Origin of the sequence: Bacillus sp. CD3-5, from assembly GCF_006349665.1 — a bacterium.
Lineage (GTDB): Bacteria > Bacillota > Bacilli > Bacillales > Bacillaceae_G > Bacillus_A > Bacillus_A paranthracis.
In genome coordinates this window covers 265,629-282,617 of the sequence record NZ_VEPX01000006.1, presented here as the reverse complement: position 1 = coordinate 282,617, position 16,989 = coordinate 265,629, and the positions used below count along the sequence as shown (strand labels likewise).

The 16,989-nt window shown below is 38.0% G+C and carries 14 protein-coding genes and 1 other annotated feature; of the genes, 12 read left to right on the top strand and 2 right to left on the bottom strand.

Going from position 1 to position 16,989, the window contains the following annotated elements; all coding sequences use genetic code 11:
- Position 1: 1 nt before the first annotated feature.
- From FH036_RS14850 to FH036_RS14825, 7 genes are all read left to right on the top strand, one after another.
- Positions 2-514: an adenine phosphoribosyltransferase gene (locus FH036_RS14850; protein WP_000346219.1), complete on the top strand. Its 513-nt coding sequence runs from the start codon at positions 2-4 to the stop codon at positions 512-514.
- 210 nt (positions 515-724) lie between these two features.
- The gene (relA, locus tag FH036_RS14845) at positions 725-2,908 is read left to right on the top strand and encodes a GTP diphosphokinase (protein WP_001262814.1); all 2,184 of its coding nucleotides are present in this window, start codon (positions 725-727) and stop codon (positions 2,906-2,908) included.
- A gap of 17 nt (positions 2,909-2,925) precedes the next feature.
- Entirely contained in the window at positions 2,926-3,366 is a 441-nt protein-coding gene (locus FH036_RS14840) for a D-tyrosyl-tRNA(Tyr) deacylase (RefSeq protein WP_001266956.1), read from the top strand.
- Positions 3,367-3,553: 187 nt separating this feature from the next.
- The gene (locus FH036_RS27130; protein ID WP_001242605.1) at positions 3,554-3,730 is read left to right on the top strand and encodes a hypothetical protein; all 177 of its coding nucleotides are present in this window, start codon (positions 3,554-3,556) and stop codon (positions 3,728-3,730) included.
- A 54-nt stretch (positions 3,731-3,784) separates the two neighbouring features.
- Positions 3,785-4,015, top strand: a binding site (T-box leader).
- Between the two features lie 69 nt (positions 4,016-4,084).
- A complete protein-coding gene (hisS, locus tag FH036_RS14835; RefSeq protein WP_000027087.1) occupies positions 4,085-5,356 on the top strand; it encodes a histidine--tRNA ligase in 1,272 nt (423 codons plus the stop codon).
- Positions 5,357-5,368: 12 nt separating this feature from the next.
- Complete coding sequence (aspS, locus tag FH036_RS14830; RefSeq protein WP_000840900.1) at positions 5,369-7,144, top strand: aspartate--tRNA ligase; 1,776 nt, start codon at positions 5,369-5,371, stop codon at positions 7,142-7,144.
- A gap of 349 nt (positions 7,145-7,493) precedes the next feature.
- On the top strand, positions 7,494-8,261 hold the full coding sequence (locus FH036_RS14825; protein ID WP_000903179.1) for a tRNA threonylcarbamoyladenosine dehydratase: 768 nt from the start codon (positions 7,494-7,496) through the stop codon (positions 8,259-8,261).
- A 513-nt stretch (positions 8,262-8,774) separates the two neighbouring features.
- On the opposite strand, the gene FH036_RS14815 is transcribed toward FH036_RS14825, so the two are convergent.
- Positions 8,775-9,416, bottom strand: a complete 642-nt coding sequence (locus FH036_RS14815) for an RsfA family transcriptional regulator (protein WP_000857700.1) — start codon at positions 9,414-9,416, stop codon at positions 8,775-8,777.
- A gap of 37 nt (positions 9,417-9,453) precedes the next feature.
- Positions 9,454-10,740, bottom strand: a complete 1,287-nt coding sequence (locus FH036_RS14810; protein ID WP_000812933.1) for a replication-associated recombination protein A — start codon at positions 10,738-10,740, stop codon at positions 9,454-9,456.
- Positions 10,741-11,032: 292 nt separating this feature from the next.
- Here FH036_RS14810 and cymR point away from each other — a divergent pair, with 292 nt between their 5' ends.
- The 5 genes from cymR to recD2 all read left to right on the top strand — a co-directional run bounded on the left by cymR (position 11,033) and on the right by recD2 (position 16,964).
- The gene (gene cymR / locus FH036_RS14805; RefSeq protein ID WP_000704116.1) at positions 11,033-11,449 is read left to right on the top strand and encodes a cysteine metabolism transcriptional regulator CymR; all 417 of its coding nucleotides are present in this window, start codon (positions 11,033-11,035) and stop codon (positions 11,447-11,449) included.
- 35 nt (positions 11,450-11,484) lie between these two features.
- A complete protein-coding gene (locus FH036_RS14800) occupies positions 11,485-12,630 on the top strand; it encodes a cysteine desulfurase family protein (RefSeq protein ID WP_139895914.1) in 1,146 nt (381 codons plus the stop codon).
- Between the two features lie 16 nt (positions 12,631-12,646).
- Positions 12,647-13,762: a tRNA 2-thiouridine(34) synthase MnmA gene (gene mnmA, locus FH036_RS14795; RefSeq protein WP_001038006.1), complete on the top strand. Its 1,116-nt coding sequence runs from the start codon at positions 12,647-12,649 to the stop codon at positions 13,760-13,762.
- Between the two features lie 109 nt (positions 13,763-13,871).
- The gene (locus FH036_RS14790) at positions 13,872-14,531 is read left to right on the top strand and encodes a tetratricopeptide repeat protein (protein WP_000066393.1); all 660 of its coding nucleotides are present in this window, start codon (positions 13,872-13,874) and stop codon (positions 14,529-14,531) included.
- A gap of 96 nt (positions 14,532-14,627) precedes the next feature.
- A complete protein-coding gene (gene recD2 / locus FH036_RS14785) occupies positions 14,628-16,964 on the top strand; it encodes an SF1B family DNA helicase RecD2 (protein WP_000528090.1) in 2,337 nt (778 codons plus the stop codon).
- The last annotated feature ends 25 nt before the right edge of the window (positions 16,965-16,989 follow it).

Here is a 16,989-nt window from a genome sequence, read left to right as displayed (position 1 = left end):
TATGGATTTCAAGCAACATATCGCAATTGTACCGGATTATCCGAAAGAAGGTATCGTGTTTAAAGACATTACACCGTTAATGAACGACGGTAAAGCATACAAAGCAGCAACAGATGCAATCGTTGAGTATGCAAAAGAAAGAAACATTGATCTTGTAGTAGGACCAGAAGCGCGTGGTTTCATTATCGGTTGCCCAGTTTCTTATGCATTAGAAGTAGGATTTGCGCCAGTTCGTAAATTAGGAAAATTACCACGTGAAGTAATTACAGTTGACTACGGTAAAGAATATGGTAAAGATGTTTTAACAATCCATAAAGATGCAATTAAACCAGGTCAACGCGTATTAATTACAGATGACTTATTAGCTACAGGTGGAACAATTGAAGCGACAATTAAGTTAGTTGAAGAGCTAGGCGGAGTTGTAGCAGGAATTGCATTCTTAGTAGAACTTACTTACTTAGATGGTCGTAAAATGTTAGATGGTTACGATGTATTAGTATTAGAAAAATACTAATCACTATATAGGTAAAACTACGGTGATAAAAAGTACCCGTGAATCTCTTGGAGAGGAGCGGGTACTTTTGTATAATTGAACAAAAAATTATAGTGAAATGTCAGTAAAATCTTTTCCTTTTCACAATTCACAATCATTGGGTTATAATGATAGAATATAATTTATTCTATTTAATAAAGATAAAGTCAATTTTCAATAAAAGGTGATTCGATGGCAAATGAGCAGGTACTAACAGCTGAACAGGTACTCGAGAAAGCAAGTCAATATTTAGTGGATGAAGATATTGAGCTAGTAGCACGTGCCTATGAATATGCACGCGATGCGCATAGCGAACAATACAGAAAATCGGGTGAACCATACATTATTCATCCAATTCAAGTTGCAGGTATTTTAGTTGATTTACACATGGATCCAGCTACAGTATCAGCAGGTTTCTTACATGATGTAGTAGAAGATACAGAGATTACATTAGAAGATATTGAACGGGAATTTAATAAAGAAATTGCTATGCTTGTTGATGGTGTGACAAAGCTTGGAAAGATTAAATATAAATCTCATGAGCAACAACAAGCAGAAAACCATCGCAAAATGTTTATTGCAATGGCTCAAGATATTCGAGTTATTTTAATTAAACTAGCCGATCGTCTTCATAACATGCGTACATTGAAACATTTGCCTCAAGAGAAGCAGCGTCGCATTGCGAATGAAACGTTAGAAATCTTTGCACCTTTAGCACATAGACTCGGAATTAGTACTATTAAATGGGAGCTAGAGGATACTTCACTTCGCTACTTAAATCCACAGCAATATTATCGTATTGTAAATTTAATGAAGCGTAAACGTGCAGAACGTGAAGAGTATTTAGAGGAAGTAATGACTGGTATTCGTGAGAAATTAGATGAAGTTGCAATTCAACCTGAAATTTCTGGAAGACCAAAACATATTTACAGCATTTATCGTAAAATGGCACTGCAAAATAAACAGTTCAATGAAATTTACGATTTATTAGCTGTACGTGTCGTTGTAAATAGTATTAAAGATTGTTATGCAGTACTTGGAATTATTCATACGTGCTGGAAGCCGATGCCAGGTCGTTTTAAAGATTATATTGCAATGCCGAAAGCAAACCTATATCAATCTCTTCATACGACTGTAATTGGGCCGAAAGGTGATCCGCTTGAAGTGCAAATTCGTACGAAAGAAATGCATGAGATCGCAGAATTCGGGATCGCGGCACACTGGGCGTATAAAGAAGGAAAAACAGCAGAAACAGCAGGTACATTAGAGAAGAAACTTACATGGTTCCGTCAAATATTAGAATGGCAAAATGAAGCTTCTAATGCAGAAGAGTTTATGGAGTCATTAAAAATTGATTTATTCTCTGACATGGTATTCGTCTTTACACCGAAAGGCGATGTAATGGAATTACCACTTGGATCTGTTCCAATTGACTTTGCATATCGTGTGCATTCAGAAATTGGAAATAAAACAATTGGTGCAAAAGTAAACGGGAAAATGGTGACGCTTGATTATAAATTAAAAACAGGTGACATCATTGAGATTTTAACATCGAAACATTCGTATGGACCAAGTCAAGATTGGGTGAAACTTGCTCAAACATCTCATGCAAAAAACAAAATACGTCAGTTCTTTAAGAAACAACGTAGAGATGAAAATATTGAAAAAGGCCGTGAACTTGTTGAGAAAGAAGTGCGTAGCCTAGAGTATGAGATGAAAGAAGTATTAGCTCCTGACAATTTAAAGCGAGTTGCTGAAAAATTCAACTTTGCAAATGAAGAAGATATGTTTGCGGCAGTTGGATATAATGGTATCACTGCATCGCAAATTGTTACGCGACTAACGGACAAGTTCCGTAAGCAACGTGAAGAAGAAGAGATTGTTGAAGTTAAAGAAGTTCGTAAACCGATGAAAATTCGAAAATGGGATTCTGGCGTTAAAGTAAGTGGTGCAGATAATTTATTAATTCGTTTATCAAAATGCTGTAACCCAGTACCTGGTGATGATATCGTTGGGTATATTACGAAAGGCCGAGGCGTATCGATTCACCGCCGTGACTGTGTAAATGTTCATACAGAAGAAGCTATAGAACGTTTATTAGAAGTAGAGTGGGAAGGTAGCCCTGAAAAAGAAATTGAGTATAACGTTGATATTGAAATTTCAGGTTACGATCGTCGTGGTTTATTAAACGAAGTATTACAAGCTGTTACAGAGACGAAAACGTACATTTCGGCAGTTTCTGGTAGAAGTGACCGTAATAAGATGGCGACAATTAATATGTCAATCTCTATTCGTAACTTACAGCACTTGAAAAAAGTAGTAGAACGCATTAAACGTGTTCCAGAAATTTATGCAGTACGACGCATGATGCATTAATAGGGAGTGTAGAAAAGATGAGAGTTGTTTTACAACGATCAAAGGAAGCGTCTGTCACAGTAGACGGTGAGATCGTAGGACAAATTCCGTTCGGTTTAACATTACTAGTTGGCATTACGCATGAAGATACAGAAAAAGATGCAACTTACATCGCAGAAAAAATTGCGAACTTACGCATTTTTGAAGATGAGAGCGGAAAGATGAACCATTCTGTACTCGATGTAGAAGGACAAGTTCTATCCATTTCGCAATTCACATTATACGGAGATTGCCGCAAGGGAAGACGTCCAAACTTTATGGATGCTGCCAAACCTGACTATGCAGAGCGTTTATATGATTTCTTTAATGAAGAAGTACGTAAGCAAGGATTGCATGTAGAAACAGGGAAGTTCGGGGCAATGATGGATGTTTCTTTAATCAATGATGGTCCGGTGACCTTAATTGTAGAAAGTAAATAGTGTTACTTAAAAAGAGAGGATGATATCATCCTCTCTTTTTTATACATTGTTGTATGTTTTGTTCATTTATCCCGCTATTTGGATTCTTATTTTTAGAATTAATAGCTGTTTCAGTTATGTATAACTCTCTAATCAATATGGAACAATAAAAAGTAAAACATCCATATTGAATGTGAGGGATATACGTATGCGCATGAATGAAAAAGGGCATTCTGTTACAAATGGTGCAAATCAACTGTTTAACGTAAATTTTCATGATTTTATTTCAAAAGAGCAAAACAATACTTCGATGGAGCTTGCTTCTGAGTTTGGGATTTCTCTTCAAGATGTAAAGCGTCTAAAGAAGCAGATTGAACGCTCTTAGAGCACTTGACAATCCTACTGAACAAACGTATAGTAATTTTATATTTACATATGAATATAACCTTTGATAGAGAAGAGTAAATGAGACACACATGGAAAGAGAAGAAATGTCTTAGGCTGAAAACATTTCTACATGATGACTGATTGAATGACACTCTAGAGGTTTCAACTTGAACGGCGTATACGCTTAGTAGGGATGAACGCACATTTAAGCGTTATTAAAAAAGTGGAAGCATACGTGCTTCAATTAGGGTGGCACCACGGGTATAATACTCTCGTCCCTACTGTTCAAACAGTAGAGGCGGGAGTTTTTTTATTTTTATTAAGATTAAAACAATTTGAGGAGGAACTGAATATGTCTATTCAAATCCCACGCGGAACGCAAGATATTCTTCCAGGTACTGTTGAGTTATGGCAGTATATCGAAGGGCAAGCACGCGAAATTTGCCGTCGTTACAATTACAAAGAAATTCGTACACCAATTTTTGAACACACTGAGCTATTTTTACGTGGTGTTGGTGATACGACAGATATCGTACAAAAAGAAATGTACTCATTCCAAGATCGTGGAGAGCGTAGTTTAACATTACGTCCAGAAGGTACTGCACCTGTTGTACGTTCTTACGTTGAAAATAAAATGTTCGGTGACGCAACACAACCGACGAAATTATACTATATCGGCCAAATGTTCCGTTACGAAAGACCACAAGCAGGTCGCTATCGTCAATTCGTACAATTTGGTATTGAAGCAATCGGCAGTAACGATCCTGCAATTGATGCAGAAGTAATTGCACTTGCTGTAGAGTTTTACCGCGGCATGGGCTTAAAAAATATTAAAGTTGTATTAAACAGCTTAGGTGATGCAGCAAGCCGTCAAGCACACCGTGATGCGTTAATTGCACACTTCGAGCCACGTATCGGTGAGTTCTGTTCTGACTGTCAATCTCGTTTAGAAAAGAACCCTCTTCGTATTTTAGATTGTAAGAAGGATCGTAACCATGAATTAATGGGAACGGCACCATCTATTACAGAATACTTAAACGAAGATTCAGCAGTATACTACGAAAAAGTTCAAGAACTATTAACGATGATGGATGTTCCATTTGAAAAAGATCCGAACTTAGTACGTGGTTTAGACTACTACCAACACACTGTATTTGAAATTATGAGTGAGGCAGAAGGTTTCGGTGCTATTACTACATTAAGCGGTGGTGGACGTTACAACGGACTTGTACAAGAAATCGGTGGACCAGAAATGCCAGGTATCGGTTTTGCGATGAGTATTGAACGTTTAATTATGGCACTAAAAGCTGAAAACATTGAATTGCCAATCGAACATAGCATTGATTGTTACGTTGTAGCGCTTGGTGAAAAAGCAAAAGACCATGCTGCGAAAGTTGCGTTTGATCTTCGTAAAGCTGGATTATCAGTTGAAAAAGATTATTTAGATCGCAAAATGAAGGCACAATTTAAATCAGCAGATCGTCTAAAAGCGAAATTTGTAGCTGTATTAGGGGAAGATGAGTTAGATAAAGGCATCATTAACTTAAAAGATATGGCAACGGGTGAACAAGAAGAAGTAGCATTAGATGTATTTGCTTCATACGTAGCAGAGAAATTAATATAGGGGGAACTTACAGTGGCTGAAAGAACACATGCATGTGGAAAAGTAACAGTAGAAGCAGTTGGACAAACAGTTCAATTAAAAGGTTGGGTACAAAAACGCCGTGATTTAGGTGGATTAATCTTTATCGACTTACGTGACCGTACAGGTATCGTACAAGTTGTATTTAACCCAGAAACATCAAAAGAGGCGCTAGAAGTAGCAGAAACAATTCGTAGCGAATACGTATTACACGTAGAAGGTACAGTTGTTGAGCGTGGTGAAGGCGCAATTAATGACAATATGGCAACTGGTCGTATTGAAGTACAAGCAACAAAGGTAAACGTATTAAACGCAGCGAAAACAACGCCAATCATTATCGCTGATGATACAGATGCATCAGAAGATGTGCGTTTAAAATATCGTTACTTAGACTTACGTCGTCCTGTAATGTTCAACACATTCAAAATGCGTCATGACGTAACAAAAACAATTCGTAACTTCTTAGACACAGAAGAGTTCCTAGAAGTGGAAACACCAATTTTAACGAAGAGCACGCCAGAAGGCGCTCGTGATTATTTAGTACCAAGCCGTGTGCATGACGGTGAATTTTATGCATTACCACAATCTCCACAGCTATTTAAACAGCTTCTTATGGTCGGTGGATTTGAACGTTACTATCAAGTAGCACGCTGTTTCCGTGATGAAGATTTACGTGCAGACCGTCAACCAGAATTTACGCAAATCGATATTGAAGCTTCATTCTTAACACAAGATGAAATTTTAGATATGATGGAGCGCATGATGACGAAAGTTATGAAGGATGCAAAAGGTGTAGAAGTGAGTGCACCGTTCCCTCGTATGAAATATGCTGATGCAATGGCTCGTTACGGTTCTGATAAGCCAGATACACGCTTTGAAATGGAACTAACAGACTTATCTGAGTTTGCAGCAGGTTGTGGATTTAAAGTATTTACAAGTGCTGTAGAAAGCGGCGGACAAGTAAAAGCAATTAATGCAAAAGGTGCTGCGAGCAAATACTCTCGTAAAGACATTGATGCATTAACTGAATTCGTAAAAGTATACGGTGCAAAAGGTTTAGCTTGGCTTAAAGTGGAAGAAGACGGTTTAAAAGGACCAATCGCGAAATTCTTCGGTGAAGAAGATGCAAACGTGTTAATGACTACACTAGAAGCTACTGCTGGCGACTTATTATTATTCGTAGCAGATAAGAAAAGCGTTGTTGCAGATAGCTTAGGTGCACTTCGTTTACGTCTAGGTAAAGAGCTTGAGTTAATTGACGAAAGTAAATTTAACTTCCTATGGGTAACGGATTGGCCACTTCTTGAGTACGATGAAGATGCAGATCGTTACTTCGCAGCTCACCACCCATTCACAATGCCATTCCGTGAAGATGTTGAGCTATTAGAAACAGCACCAGAAAAAGCACGTGCGCAAGCATATGACCTTGTATTAAACGGTTACGAGCTTGGTGGTGGATCACTTCGTATTTACGAGCGTGACGTACAAGAAAAAATGTTCAAAGCGCTTGGATTCTCACAAGAAGAAGCACAAGAGCAATTCGGATTCTTATTAGAAGCATTCGAATACGGTACGCCACCACACGGCGGTATTGCATTAGGTTTAGACCGTCTTGTTATGTTACTTGCAGGACGTACGAACCTTCGCGACACAATTGCATTCCCGAAAACAGCAAGCGCAAGCTGCTTATTAACAGAAGCTCCAAGCCCAGTTGCAGAAGCACAGCTTGAAGAACTGAACTTAAAGTTGAACGTGAAAGAAGAGAAGTAAGAAAAAAGTCTAGATGGTTATACTATAGCCGTCTAGACTTTTTTTGAGAGGTTGTTTAAAAAGTCCGGTTCAGATGGCTGTCGCATCTCGTCGTTACGTATGCTAGTCCGGTGCTCGAGTAGTAACGCTACACTGCGCTCCTCCTAGCATACGTGCCTCGATCTGCTCGGCCCTCTGGATCCTCCTTTTTAAACGTGTATTGGAAGGAAGTTTAAAAAGTCCGGTTTACACTATGTTTTCATTCTCGAAATATGTATTTTTAGGAATTCTATAACTTTTTCTATACAAATAGTCGGAAAAACGCTAGAATACATGGTAGACCATTTTTGTAATAGGAGTGTAGAGCTGAATGTTACATCAATTTTCACGTAATGAATTAGCCTTCGGTAAAGAAGGACTTGAAATATTAAAAAATAGTACAGTCGGTATTTTAGGAATTGGCGGCGTAGGTTCTTTTGCAGCTGAAGCGTTAGCACGTTCTGGAGTTGGGCGTCTCGTATTAGTAGATAAAGATGTTGTAGATATTACAAACGTAAACCGTCAAATTCACGCTTTAGTATCTACTGTAGGACGTTCAAAAGTAGAATTAATGAAAGAGCGTATTGCAGACATTAACCCAGAGTGTGAAGTAATTGGACTAGAAATGTTTTACACAGATGAAACATATGAAGAGTTCTTTAAGTACGGTTTAGACTTTGTAGTGGATGCATCTGATACGATTACGTTCAAAATTCATTTAATTAAACAATGTTTACGTCGTAAAATTAAAATTATCTCAAGTATGGGTGCAGCAAATAAAATGGACCCAACTCGTTTCCGTATTGCGGACATCTCTAAAACACATACAGATCCAATTGCGAAAGTCATTCGTACGAAGCTTCGTAAAGAGGGCATTAAAAAAGGTGTAAAAGTTGTCTTCTCTGACGAAAACCCAATCGTAATTCGTGAAGAAGTACGTAAAGAAATCGTACCAGACGAAAATGCAAAAATTCGTAAAGCGAAATTACCACCTTCATCAAATGCATTCGTACCATCTGTGGCAGGCTTAATTATGGCAAGTCACGTTGTACGTGAACGCATTAAAAATGTAGAAGTGAAACGTGTAGGGCAAGAATAAAATGAAAGCATATATCCATTTCGGATATATGCTTTTTTATATGTGCTAAAGAAATAGGGGTATTTGCATTGCTACTAGTTCAAATGTAAGCAAGGCCAGTAAGTAATAATCATATTTGTCTGATTTATAACCTGAGGTCTTTTTTAAACTGTGAATGGTAAAAAGACCTAACGTTAGAACGAGAATACCGAGAGTTATTTTGAAGGCTACTAATGAAATGGCAATCAGCTCCTTTCAATCGTATATGTTTATAGTAACATTTAAGTAAAAAATATCCAGTTGATTCGGGGAGTTCTTTGTATAGCAGGTTTACTTATTTTGTAAATATTTGTCGGTAAATCGATATTCCTTGTCGAATAGTCGATATAATTAAAAAATCGTTGATATATTGTAAGTTACGATAGATATATTCGAAAAATCATCGATATAATTTCATTTACCAATATGCTATCCACCGAAGAGACAAAAAAAGGATGTCACTTAGCCGGAAAATTGGGCTAGGTGACATCTTTTTTAATTCTCTGCAGAATAAATAATATCTAAATTTCCATTTTGATCTGTCTTGAAAATGGGAGCGATCTGCTCTTCTTGTTCTTCAACTGAAACGAGTTTTCGAGCACGATCCATAATTCTAACGAGCATTGCATAATCTTCTTCGATTGCTTGTTGTTTTTTTGTGAGTACAGCTAATTTAGTTTCGAGCTCATCATTCGTTTTTTGCAAGGAAGTGAGCTGAGTTTGTAATACTTCATTTTCAGTTTGTAACTTTGCGAGTGAAGGATTATTGTGCTCCAAGTTTTGCAAAAACGAGATGACATTTTGCATTGTAAGTTCTTGTTTACTTGGTACAATATCTTCTGAAAACTCAGCGTCGATTACGAGTTGTTTCGTTTTTGTGAACTGATCTTTTTCTATTTTAGCTTCAGAACGCTTTAATTCTTTACGTTGTTTTTTCGCAAGCTGCACCGCATCTTCATAATTCGGCCTTACTTCAGCATTCCATCTAAAACCGCAAGCTGCGGAAGTGCGGTTTAAAGCATCGCCGACTTCATCGAATGCTTTTATTTGTGTACTGCCGCTGCGAATATGTCGTAAAACAGTTTCTGCTAAAAGGAGATCGTCTTCTTTTGTCCATGCATCTTGACGTGTTTTCATAAGCGAAGCCTCCATAATGGTGACGTTTTCGCTTATGTTACCCTTTATTTTTCGTTTTATTCGAACTTTGTAATCTTTCATATACAGTAGAAAGTGCTTGTTCAAATTTCCCTGTCGTTTTCGGTTTATAATATTGTTTGTTTTTTATTTTATCAGGTAAGTATTGTTGCTGTACCCAACCATTTGGATGGTCGTGTGGATATAAGTATCCAATGCCTCTTCCAAGTGCCTCTGCGCCTTTGTAATGACTATCTTTTAAATGACTTGGGATGTCGCCTGTTTGCCCGTTCCGTAAATCGTGTAAGGCAGCGTCAAGTGCTTTATAAGCTGAGTTTGATTTTGGTGATAGGCAAAGCTCAATAACGGCATTTGCAAGTGGTATGCGTGCCTCTGGGAATCCAACGCGTTCAGCTGATTCTATCGCGGCTAGTGTACGCGGTCCAGCTTGCGGGCTAGCAAGTCCAATATCTTCATATGCCATAATAAGAAGACGTCTACCGATGCTTTGCAGGTCACCAGCTTCAATAAGACGTGCTAAATAGTGAAGTGCTGCATTTACATCACTTCCGCGCACCGATTTTTGAAATGCCGATAATACGTCATAATGAGCATCTCCGCCTTTGTCATGAACGAAGCTCTTTTTTTGTAAGCATTCTTCGGCGATTTCCAGCGTAATTTCCGCAGCTTTGTCATCAGTTGTAAAGCTAGATAAAACAGCTAGTTCCAGTGCATTATAAGCGGAACGCATATCTCCGCCTGATGCATTTGCGAAGTGATGTAATGCTTCAGGCGTAACAGTTACATCATATTCCCCAAGACCTTTTTCTTTATCTTCAAGTGCTCGTTTTAAGCCAATTAAAAGATCATCTTCTGTTAATGCGTGTAATTCGAAGATTTGACACCGACTTCGAATAGCAGAATTAATAGCATGGAACGGATTACTTGTCGTCGCACCAATTAAGGTAAGGAGTCCACTTTCTAAATGAGGTAATAGAAAATCCTGTTTTGCTTTATCTAGACGGTGTACTTCATCTAAAATTAAAACGAGGTGTCGATGCATTTTTGCCTCTTGTACGACAACTTCCATATCTTTTTTATTATGAGTAACAGCGTTTAATAGGCGAAAAGGGGTTCCGGTACTGCCTGCAATTGCGCTCGCGATGGATGTTTTTCCAGTGCCTGGAGGGCCATATAAAATCATAGATTGAAAATGATTTGCTTGGACCATTCGCCATAAAATTTTTCCTTCACCAACTAAATGTTGTTGTCCGATAATTTCTTGAATATTTGTAGGGCGCATTCGATGTGCGAGTGGTTGTTTCATTTTTACCGTCTCCCTTAATGTATAATCTCTTTCTATCGTATCATTTTTTTTAGTGGAATTTGAAATAGGATGCTGTTTTGTAGGAAAAATGAATATGAATATTTTCATTTTTCTTTCAATTGTAATAATTTCCGAGTTTTTCAATGTGATTTTATGTTATCATTTTGATACACAAGTTGAAATTTCTTATAATACTATATTATGCTATAATTTCATAGGATTTTAAATTGTGTTCTTTTATAAATAAGATATAACCAATAGAAGTGAAAATTTGAAAAGAGGTGCAAAATAGATGAAGATTTCAACGAAAGGCCGTTACGGCTTAACAATTATGATCGATCTTGCAAAGAAGTTTGGTGAAGGTCCAATTTCCTTAAAATCAATTGCGCAGGCACATGATTTATCGGAACATTACTTAGAACAATTAATTTCACCACTTCGTAACGCGCGTCTAGTAAAGAGTACACGCGGAGCATATGGCGGGTATGTATTATCAGATCAGCCAGCTAATATTACAGCTGGGGATGTAATCCGTGTATTAGAGGGTCCGATTAGTGTTGTAGAAATGATAGAAGAAGAAGAACCAGCACAACGCCAATTATGGATGCGTGTTCGTGATGCGGTGCAAGAAGTGTTAGATAGTACAACGTTAGAAGATTTAGTACGTTATGAGGAAGAGAATCACGGGGGCTATATGTTTTACATTTAATTCCTTGTGAAACGATTTGGAAAGAAGGAGATTTAATGGAACGCATTTATTTAGATCATGCTGCGACATCTCCCACTCACCCGGAAGTGGTCGAAAAGATGATTCCATATATGACAGAAACATTCGGAAATCCGTCTAGTATTCACTTTTATGGACGTCAAACGCGCCATGCAGTAGATGAGGCGAGACGCGCATGTGCACGTAGCATTCATGCGAATCCGAATGAAATTATATTTACGAGCGGTGGTACGGAAGCTGATAATTTAGCGCTTATCGGTGTAGCGCGTGCGAACCGTCATAAAGGTAACCATATTATAACGACACAAATTGAACATCATGCAATTTTGCATACGTGTGAATTGTTAGAGCGTGAAGGATTTGAAGTGACATATTTACCTGTTGATGAAACAGGACGCGTTCAAGTTTCTGACATACAAAAGGTATTAACAGAAGAGACAATTCTTGTATCTATTATGTTTGGGAATAATGAAGTTGGAACGATGCAACCAATTGCGGAAATAGGTAAGCTGCTAAAAGAGCATCAAGCTTATTTCCATACAGATGCGGTACAAGCTTACGGTTTAGTAGAAATTGATGTGAAAGAGTTTGGTATTGATTTATTATCAATTTCGGCTCATAAAATTAACGGGCCAAAAGGTGTCGGGTTCTTATACGCTGGTGCAGACGTGAAATTTGAACCGTTATTAATAGGTGGGGAGCAAGAGAGAAAACGCCGTGCTGGTACTGAAAATGTGCCGAGCATCGTTGGGTTGCAACATGCAATTTTGCTAGCTGAAAAAACTCGTGAGCAAAAAAATGCCCAATATGAAGAGTTTAAAGATATAATGGTATCTGTCTTCAAAAATGAAGACATTACTTTCGAGGTAAACGGAAACTTAGAATATCGCTTACCACATGTGCTTAATATTAGTTTTACAGGAATGAACATTGAACCGTTTCTTGTGAACTTAGACTTAGCTGGCATTGCAGTGTCAAGTGGTTCGGCTTGTACAGCTGGTTCGATTGATCCATCACATGTATTAGTAGCGATGTTCGGAAAAGACTCCGATCAAATACGTTCATCCGTACGCTTTAGTTTCGGGCTTGGAAATACGAAAGAGCAAATTGAGAAAGCGGCGTACGAAACAGTGAAAATCGTGAAGCGATTAACACAAAATTAGCATGGGAGGTGACATGATGAACAAACTACCTCACGAAACACGCGTTGTCATCGGGATGTCCGGTGGCGTCGATTCATCTGTAGCGGCTCTTTTATTAAAAGAGCAAGGTTATGATGTAATCGGAATTTTTATGAAAAACTGGGATGATACAGATGAGAATGGTGTCTGCACAGCAACAGAAGATTACAATGATGTAATTGAAGTGTGTAACCAAATTGGTATTCCGTATTATGCAGTAAACTTTGAAAAACAATACTGGGATAAAGTATTTACGTACTTCTTAGATGAATACCGAGCTGGTCGTACACCAAACCCAGATGTAATGTGTAATAAAGAAATTAAATTTAAAGCATTTTTAGAGCATGCCATTGCGCTCGGTGCTGATTATGTAGCAACAGGTCATTATGCACGCGTTGCTTATATGGACGGCGAATATAAAATGCTTCGCGGCGTTGATGACAATAAAGACCAAACGTATTTCTTAAATCAATTAAGCCAAGAGCAATTATCAAAAACAATGTTCCCGCTTGGTGAACTGAAGAAACCACAAATTCGTGAAATGGCGAAAGAAGCTGGTTTAGCGACAGCGGCGAAGAAAGATAGTACTGGTATTTGCTTCATTGGTGAGCGTAACTTTAAAGATTTCTTAAGTAACTATTTACCAGCACAACCAGGTGTGATGCAAACGTTATCTGGCGAAGTGAAAGGGAAGCATGACGGTTTAATGTACTATACAATTGGACAACGTCATGGCCTTGGTATTGGTGGTAACGGTGATCCGTGGTTTGCTGTTGGGAAAAACTTGAAAGAAAACATTTTATATGTTGATCAAGGATTCCATAACGAACTTCTATATGGCGATGAAGTTATTGCTACGAATGTTGGCTGGGTAAGTAATGAAGCGAAAGAAAAAGAATTTAAGTGCACAGCGAAATTCCGTTATCGTCAAGAAGACAATAAAGTAACGGTTCAAATCGTTGATGAAAATACAGTTCGTATTCTTTGTGACGAGCCAATTCGTGCAATTACACCAGGACAAGCAGTTGTTTTCTATGATGGAGATGAGTGTTTAGGCGGTGCTACAATTGATGAAGTGTACCGTAGCGGTAAGAAATTGGATTATTTAGGATAAAAGAGAAGCCTCTGCCGATTCGCGGTTAGAGGTTTCTTTTATATAAGGCGAATTTTCGTTCGCTTGGAAAATACATTCTTTGTTATAATTTGTTGTAGAGGTGAAGGACATGTCAAACAAACTTGAAACAGGTATTCAATATATGCAAGAAGGAAACTGGGAAGAAGCTGCTAAAAATTTCACAGAAGCAATCGAAGAAAATCCGAAAGATGCGCTTGGATATATTAATTTTGCGAACTTATTAGATGTACTAGGTGACAGTGAGAGAGCAATTTTATTTTATAAACGTGCATTGGAGTTAGATGATAAATCAGCGGCTGCGTATTATGGATTAGGAAATGTATATTACGGTCAAGAGCAATTTGCAGAGGCTAAAGCTGTATTTGAACAAGCGATGCAAGCTGGATTACAATCAGCTGATGTAACATTTATGCTAGGTATTACACATGTGCAACTTGGAAATGACCGTCTTGCACTGCCGTTTTTACAAAGAGCAACAGAATTAGATGAAAACGATGTAGAAGCTGTGTTCCAGTGTGGACTTTGCTTTGCGCGACTGGAACATATTCAAGAGGCGAAGCCTTACTTTGAAAAAGTATTAGAAATGGATGAAGAGCATGCAGATGCGTATTATAATTTAGGTGTTGCATACGTATTTGAAGATAATAACGAGAAAGCTCTCGCTTTATTTAAGAAAGCAACTGAAATTCAGCCAGATCACTTTTTAGCTGGTAATGGTGTTCGTTTATTAGAGCAAGAAGCTGAATAAGATGAAAATATAGTTAATGAGTAGTTATCCCTCATCTAAATAGGTGGGGGATGTACTGCTCATTAAAGTGAAATGAAACCGGAAAGGAGAGGAAAGATGGGAAATCAACATGCAATGGATTTGTTTGAGGAAGAAAAAAAGTTTATAAAAGCGCAAGTTCTTCATACCATTTTCCACAACGAAGAAAACCTCTATTCCGTTGTCAGTATGAAAGTCATTGAAACGAATGAAACGTACGACGAAAAGAAAGTAATGATAAACGGTCATTTTCCTCGCATGCATGAAGATGAAGTGTTTACGTTGACAGGTCATTTTAAAGACCATCCGAAGTATGGAAAACAATATATGGTCGAAACGTTTAAGAAAGAATTGCCGCAAACGAAAGCTGGTATGGTGCAATATTTAGCGAGTGATTTATTTAAAGGGATAGGAAAGCGTACAGCTGAAAAAATTGTGGACCATCTGGGGGAACATGCTATTTCTAAAATTATGGATGATCCTGAGGCTTTAAATGGTGTTGTCAACAAGCAAAAAGCACAAGAAATTTATGAGACAATTGTTGAACATCAAGGATTAGAGAAAGTAATGAGCTTTTTAAATGGCTACGGTTTTGGAACGAAGCTTTCTATTAAGATTTACCAACAATATAAAGAGATGACATTAGAAGTGATTCGTAATAACCCGTACCAACTTATCGAAGAAGTGGACGGGATTGGTTTTGGAAGAGCGGATGATATAGGGCGTGCGTTAGGGATATCGGGTAATCACGACGACCGTGTACGCGCAGGATGTTTTTACACGTTAGAGAATGTCTCATTACAACTTGGTCACGTTTATATGAGGAAAGACCAACTTGTAAGAGAAACGATGTCACTTTTAAACAATCAAGAAGGAAGAGTGACTGAGGAAGATATTGTAGGCTGTATTGAAACGATGCAAAGTGAAGGGAAAGTCATCATAGAAGAAGAGCGAGTGTATTTAGCAACGTTATTCTACTCTGAAAAAGGTGTTGTAAAGTCCATTCGCAGGCTTATGAATCAAGAAGAAACACCTTCATTTCCTGAAGCAGAAGTGTTAAAGACGTTAGGTGAAATTGAAGAACAACTGAGCGTACAGTATGCACCACTTCAGCAAGAAGCAATTCAAACGGCACTTCATAAACCGATGATGTTATTGACAGGTGGACCAGGAACAGGGAAAACAACAGTTATTAAAGGAATTGTTGAAATGTATGCGTCACTTCACGGGCTATCGTTAAATCCGAATGAATATAGTGATGATAATCCATTTCCGATATTATTAACGGCTCCAACAGGAAGAGCAGCGAAGCGAATGAGTGAATCAACAGGGCTTCCAGCTTGTACAATTCACCGTTTACTTGGATGGACGCCAGAAGGGTCTTTCCAGCGTAATGAAACAGATCCGGTACAAGGGAAGTTGCTTATTATTGATGAATTTTCAATGGTTGATATTTGGCTTGCAAATCAGCTGTTTAAGTCATTGCCGACGAACATTCAAGTTATCGTTGTAGGTGATGAAGATCAATTACCATCTGTAGGGCCTGGACAAGTATTGAAAGATTTATTGAATGCAGGTGCAGTTCCAACTGTAAAGCTTACTGAAATTTATCGTCAAGCAGAAGGTTCATCAGTAATTCAACTTGCCCATGCGATAAAAAATGGAACGCTCCCACCAGATTTAGCGCAAAACCAAAAAGATCGTTCATTTATCGGCTGCACAGGAGCTCAAATTGTTGAAGTTGTTAAGAAGGTTTGCGAAAACGCTAAGACAAAAGGGTTTAGCGCAAGAGATGTACAAGTATTGGCCCCGATGTATCGTGGACCGGCTGGTATTAATGTACTAAACGAAGCGTTGCAAGAAGTGTTTAATCCGAAAAGAGAAAAGAGTAAAGAAATTGCTTACGGTGATGTTGTATACCGAAGAGGCGATAAAGTTTTGCAACTCGTTAATCAGCCGGAGAGCCAAGTATTTAATGGTGATATCGGCGAAATTGTTTCGGTGTTTTATGCGAAAGAAAACGTTGAGCAACAAGATATGATTATCGTTTCATTTGATGGAATTGAGGTAACATATACAAAACCAGATTTAAATCAAATTACACATGCTTATTGCTGTTCCATTCATAAATCACAAGGTAGTGAATTTCCGATTGTGATTATGCCGATAGTAAAAAGTTATAATCGTATGTTACGTCGTAATTTAATTTATACTGGTATTACAAGAAGTAAGAAGTTCCTTATTATTTGCGGGGAGGAAGCTGCTTTCCAGTCTGGTGTAAATCGCCTTGATGATGCAATGCGTCAAACGACTTTAGCTAGTCGATTGCAAGAATCACAAGGAGAAGTACAGATGGTAACGGTTAACGGCGAAGAAATGGACGTGGAAAACATTTCACCGTATGATTTCATGTAACAAGGTGAAATTATATAGTGAAACT

What these genes read in the sequence shown, in the direction of transcription:
- FH036_RS14850 (WP_000346219.1), top strand. Translation starts at nt 2, where the DNA reads ATGGATTTCAAGCAACATATCGCAATTGTACCGGATTATCCGAAAGAA.
- relA (WP_001262814.1), top strand. Translation starts at nt 725, where the DNA reads ATGGCAAATGAGCAGGTACTAACAGCTGAACAGGTACTCGAGAAAGCA.
- FH036_RS14840 (WP_001266956.1), top strand. Translation starts at nt 2,926, where the DNA reads ATGAGAGTTGTTTTACAACGATCAAAGGAAGCGTCTGTCACAGTAGAC.
- FH036_RS27130 (WP_001242605.1), top strand. Translation starts at nt 3,554, where the DNA reads ATGCGCATGAATGAAAAAGGGCATTCTGTTACAAATGGTGCAAATCAA.
- hisS (WP_000027087.1), top strand. Translation starts at nt 4,085, where the DNA reads ATGTCTATTCAAATCCCACGCGGAACGCAAGATATTCTTCCAGGTACT.
- FH036_RS14825 (WP_000903179.1), top strand. Translation starts at nt 7,494, where the DNA reads ATGTTACATCAATTTTCACGTAATGAATTAGCCTTCGGTAAAGAAGGA.
- FH036_RS14815 (WP_000857700.1), bottom strand. Translation starts at nt 9,416, where the DNA reads ATGAAAACACGTCAAGATGCATGGACAAAAGAAGACGATCTCCTTTTA.
- FH036_RS14810 (WP_000812933.1), bottom strand. Translation starts at nt 10,740, where the DNA reads ATGAAACAACCACTCGCACATCGAATGCGCCCTACAAATATTCAAGAA.
- cymR (WP_000704116.1), top strand. Translation starts at nt 11,033, where the DNA reads ATGAAGATTTCAACGAAAGGCCGTTACGGCTTAACAATTATGATCGAT.
- FH036_RS14800 (WP_139895914.1), top strand. Translation starts at nt 11,485, where the DNA reads ATGGAACGCATTTATTTAGATCATGCTGCGACATCTCCCACTCACCCG.
- mnmA (WP_001038006.1), top strand. Translation starts at nt 12,647, where the DNA reads ATGAACAAACTACCTCACGAAACACGCGTTGTCATCGGGATGTCCGGT.
- FH036_RS14790 (WP_000066393.1), top strand. Translation starts at nt 13,872, where the DNA reads ATGTCAAACAAACTTGAAACAGGTATTCAATATATGCAAGAAGGAAAC.
- recD2 (WP_000528090.1), top strand. Translation starts at nt 14,628, where the DNA reads ATGGGAAATCAACATGCAATGGATTTGTTTGAGGAAGAAAAAAAGTTT.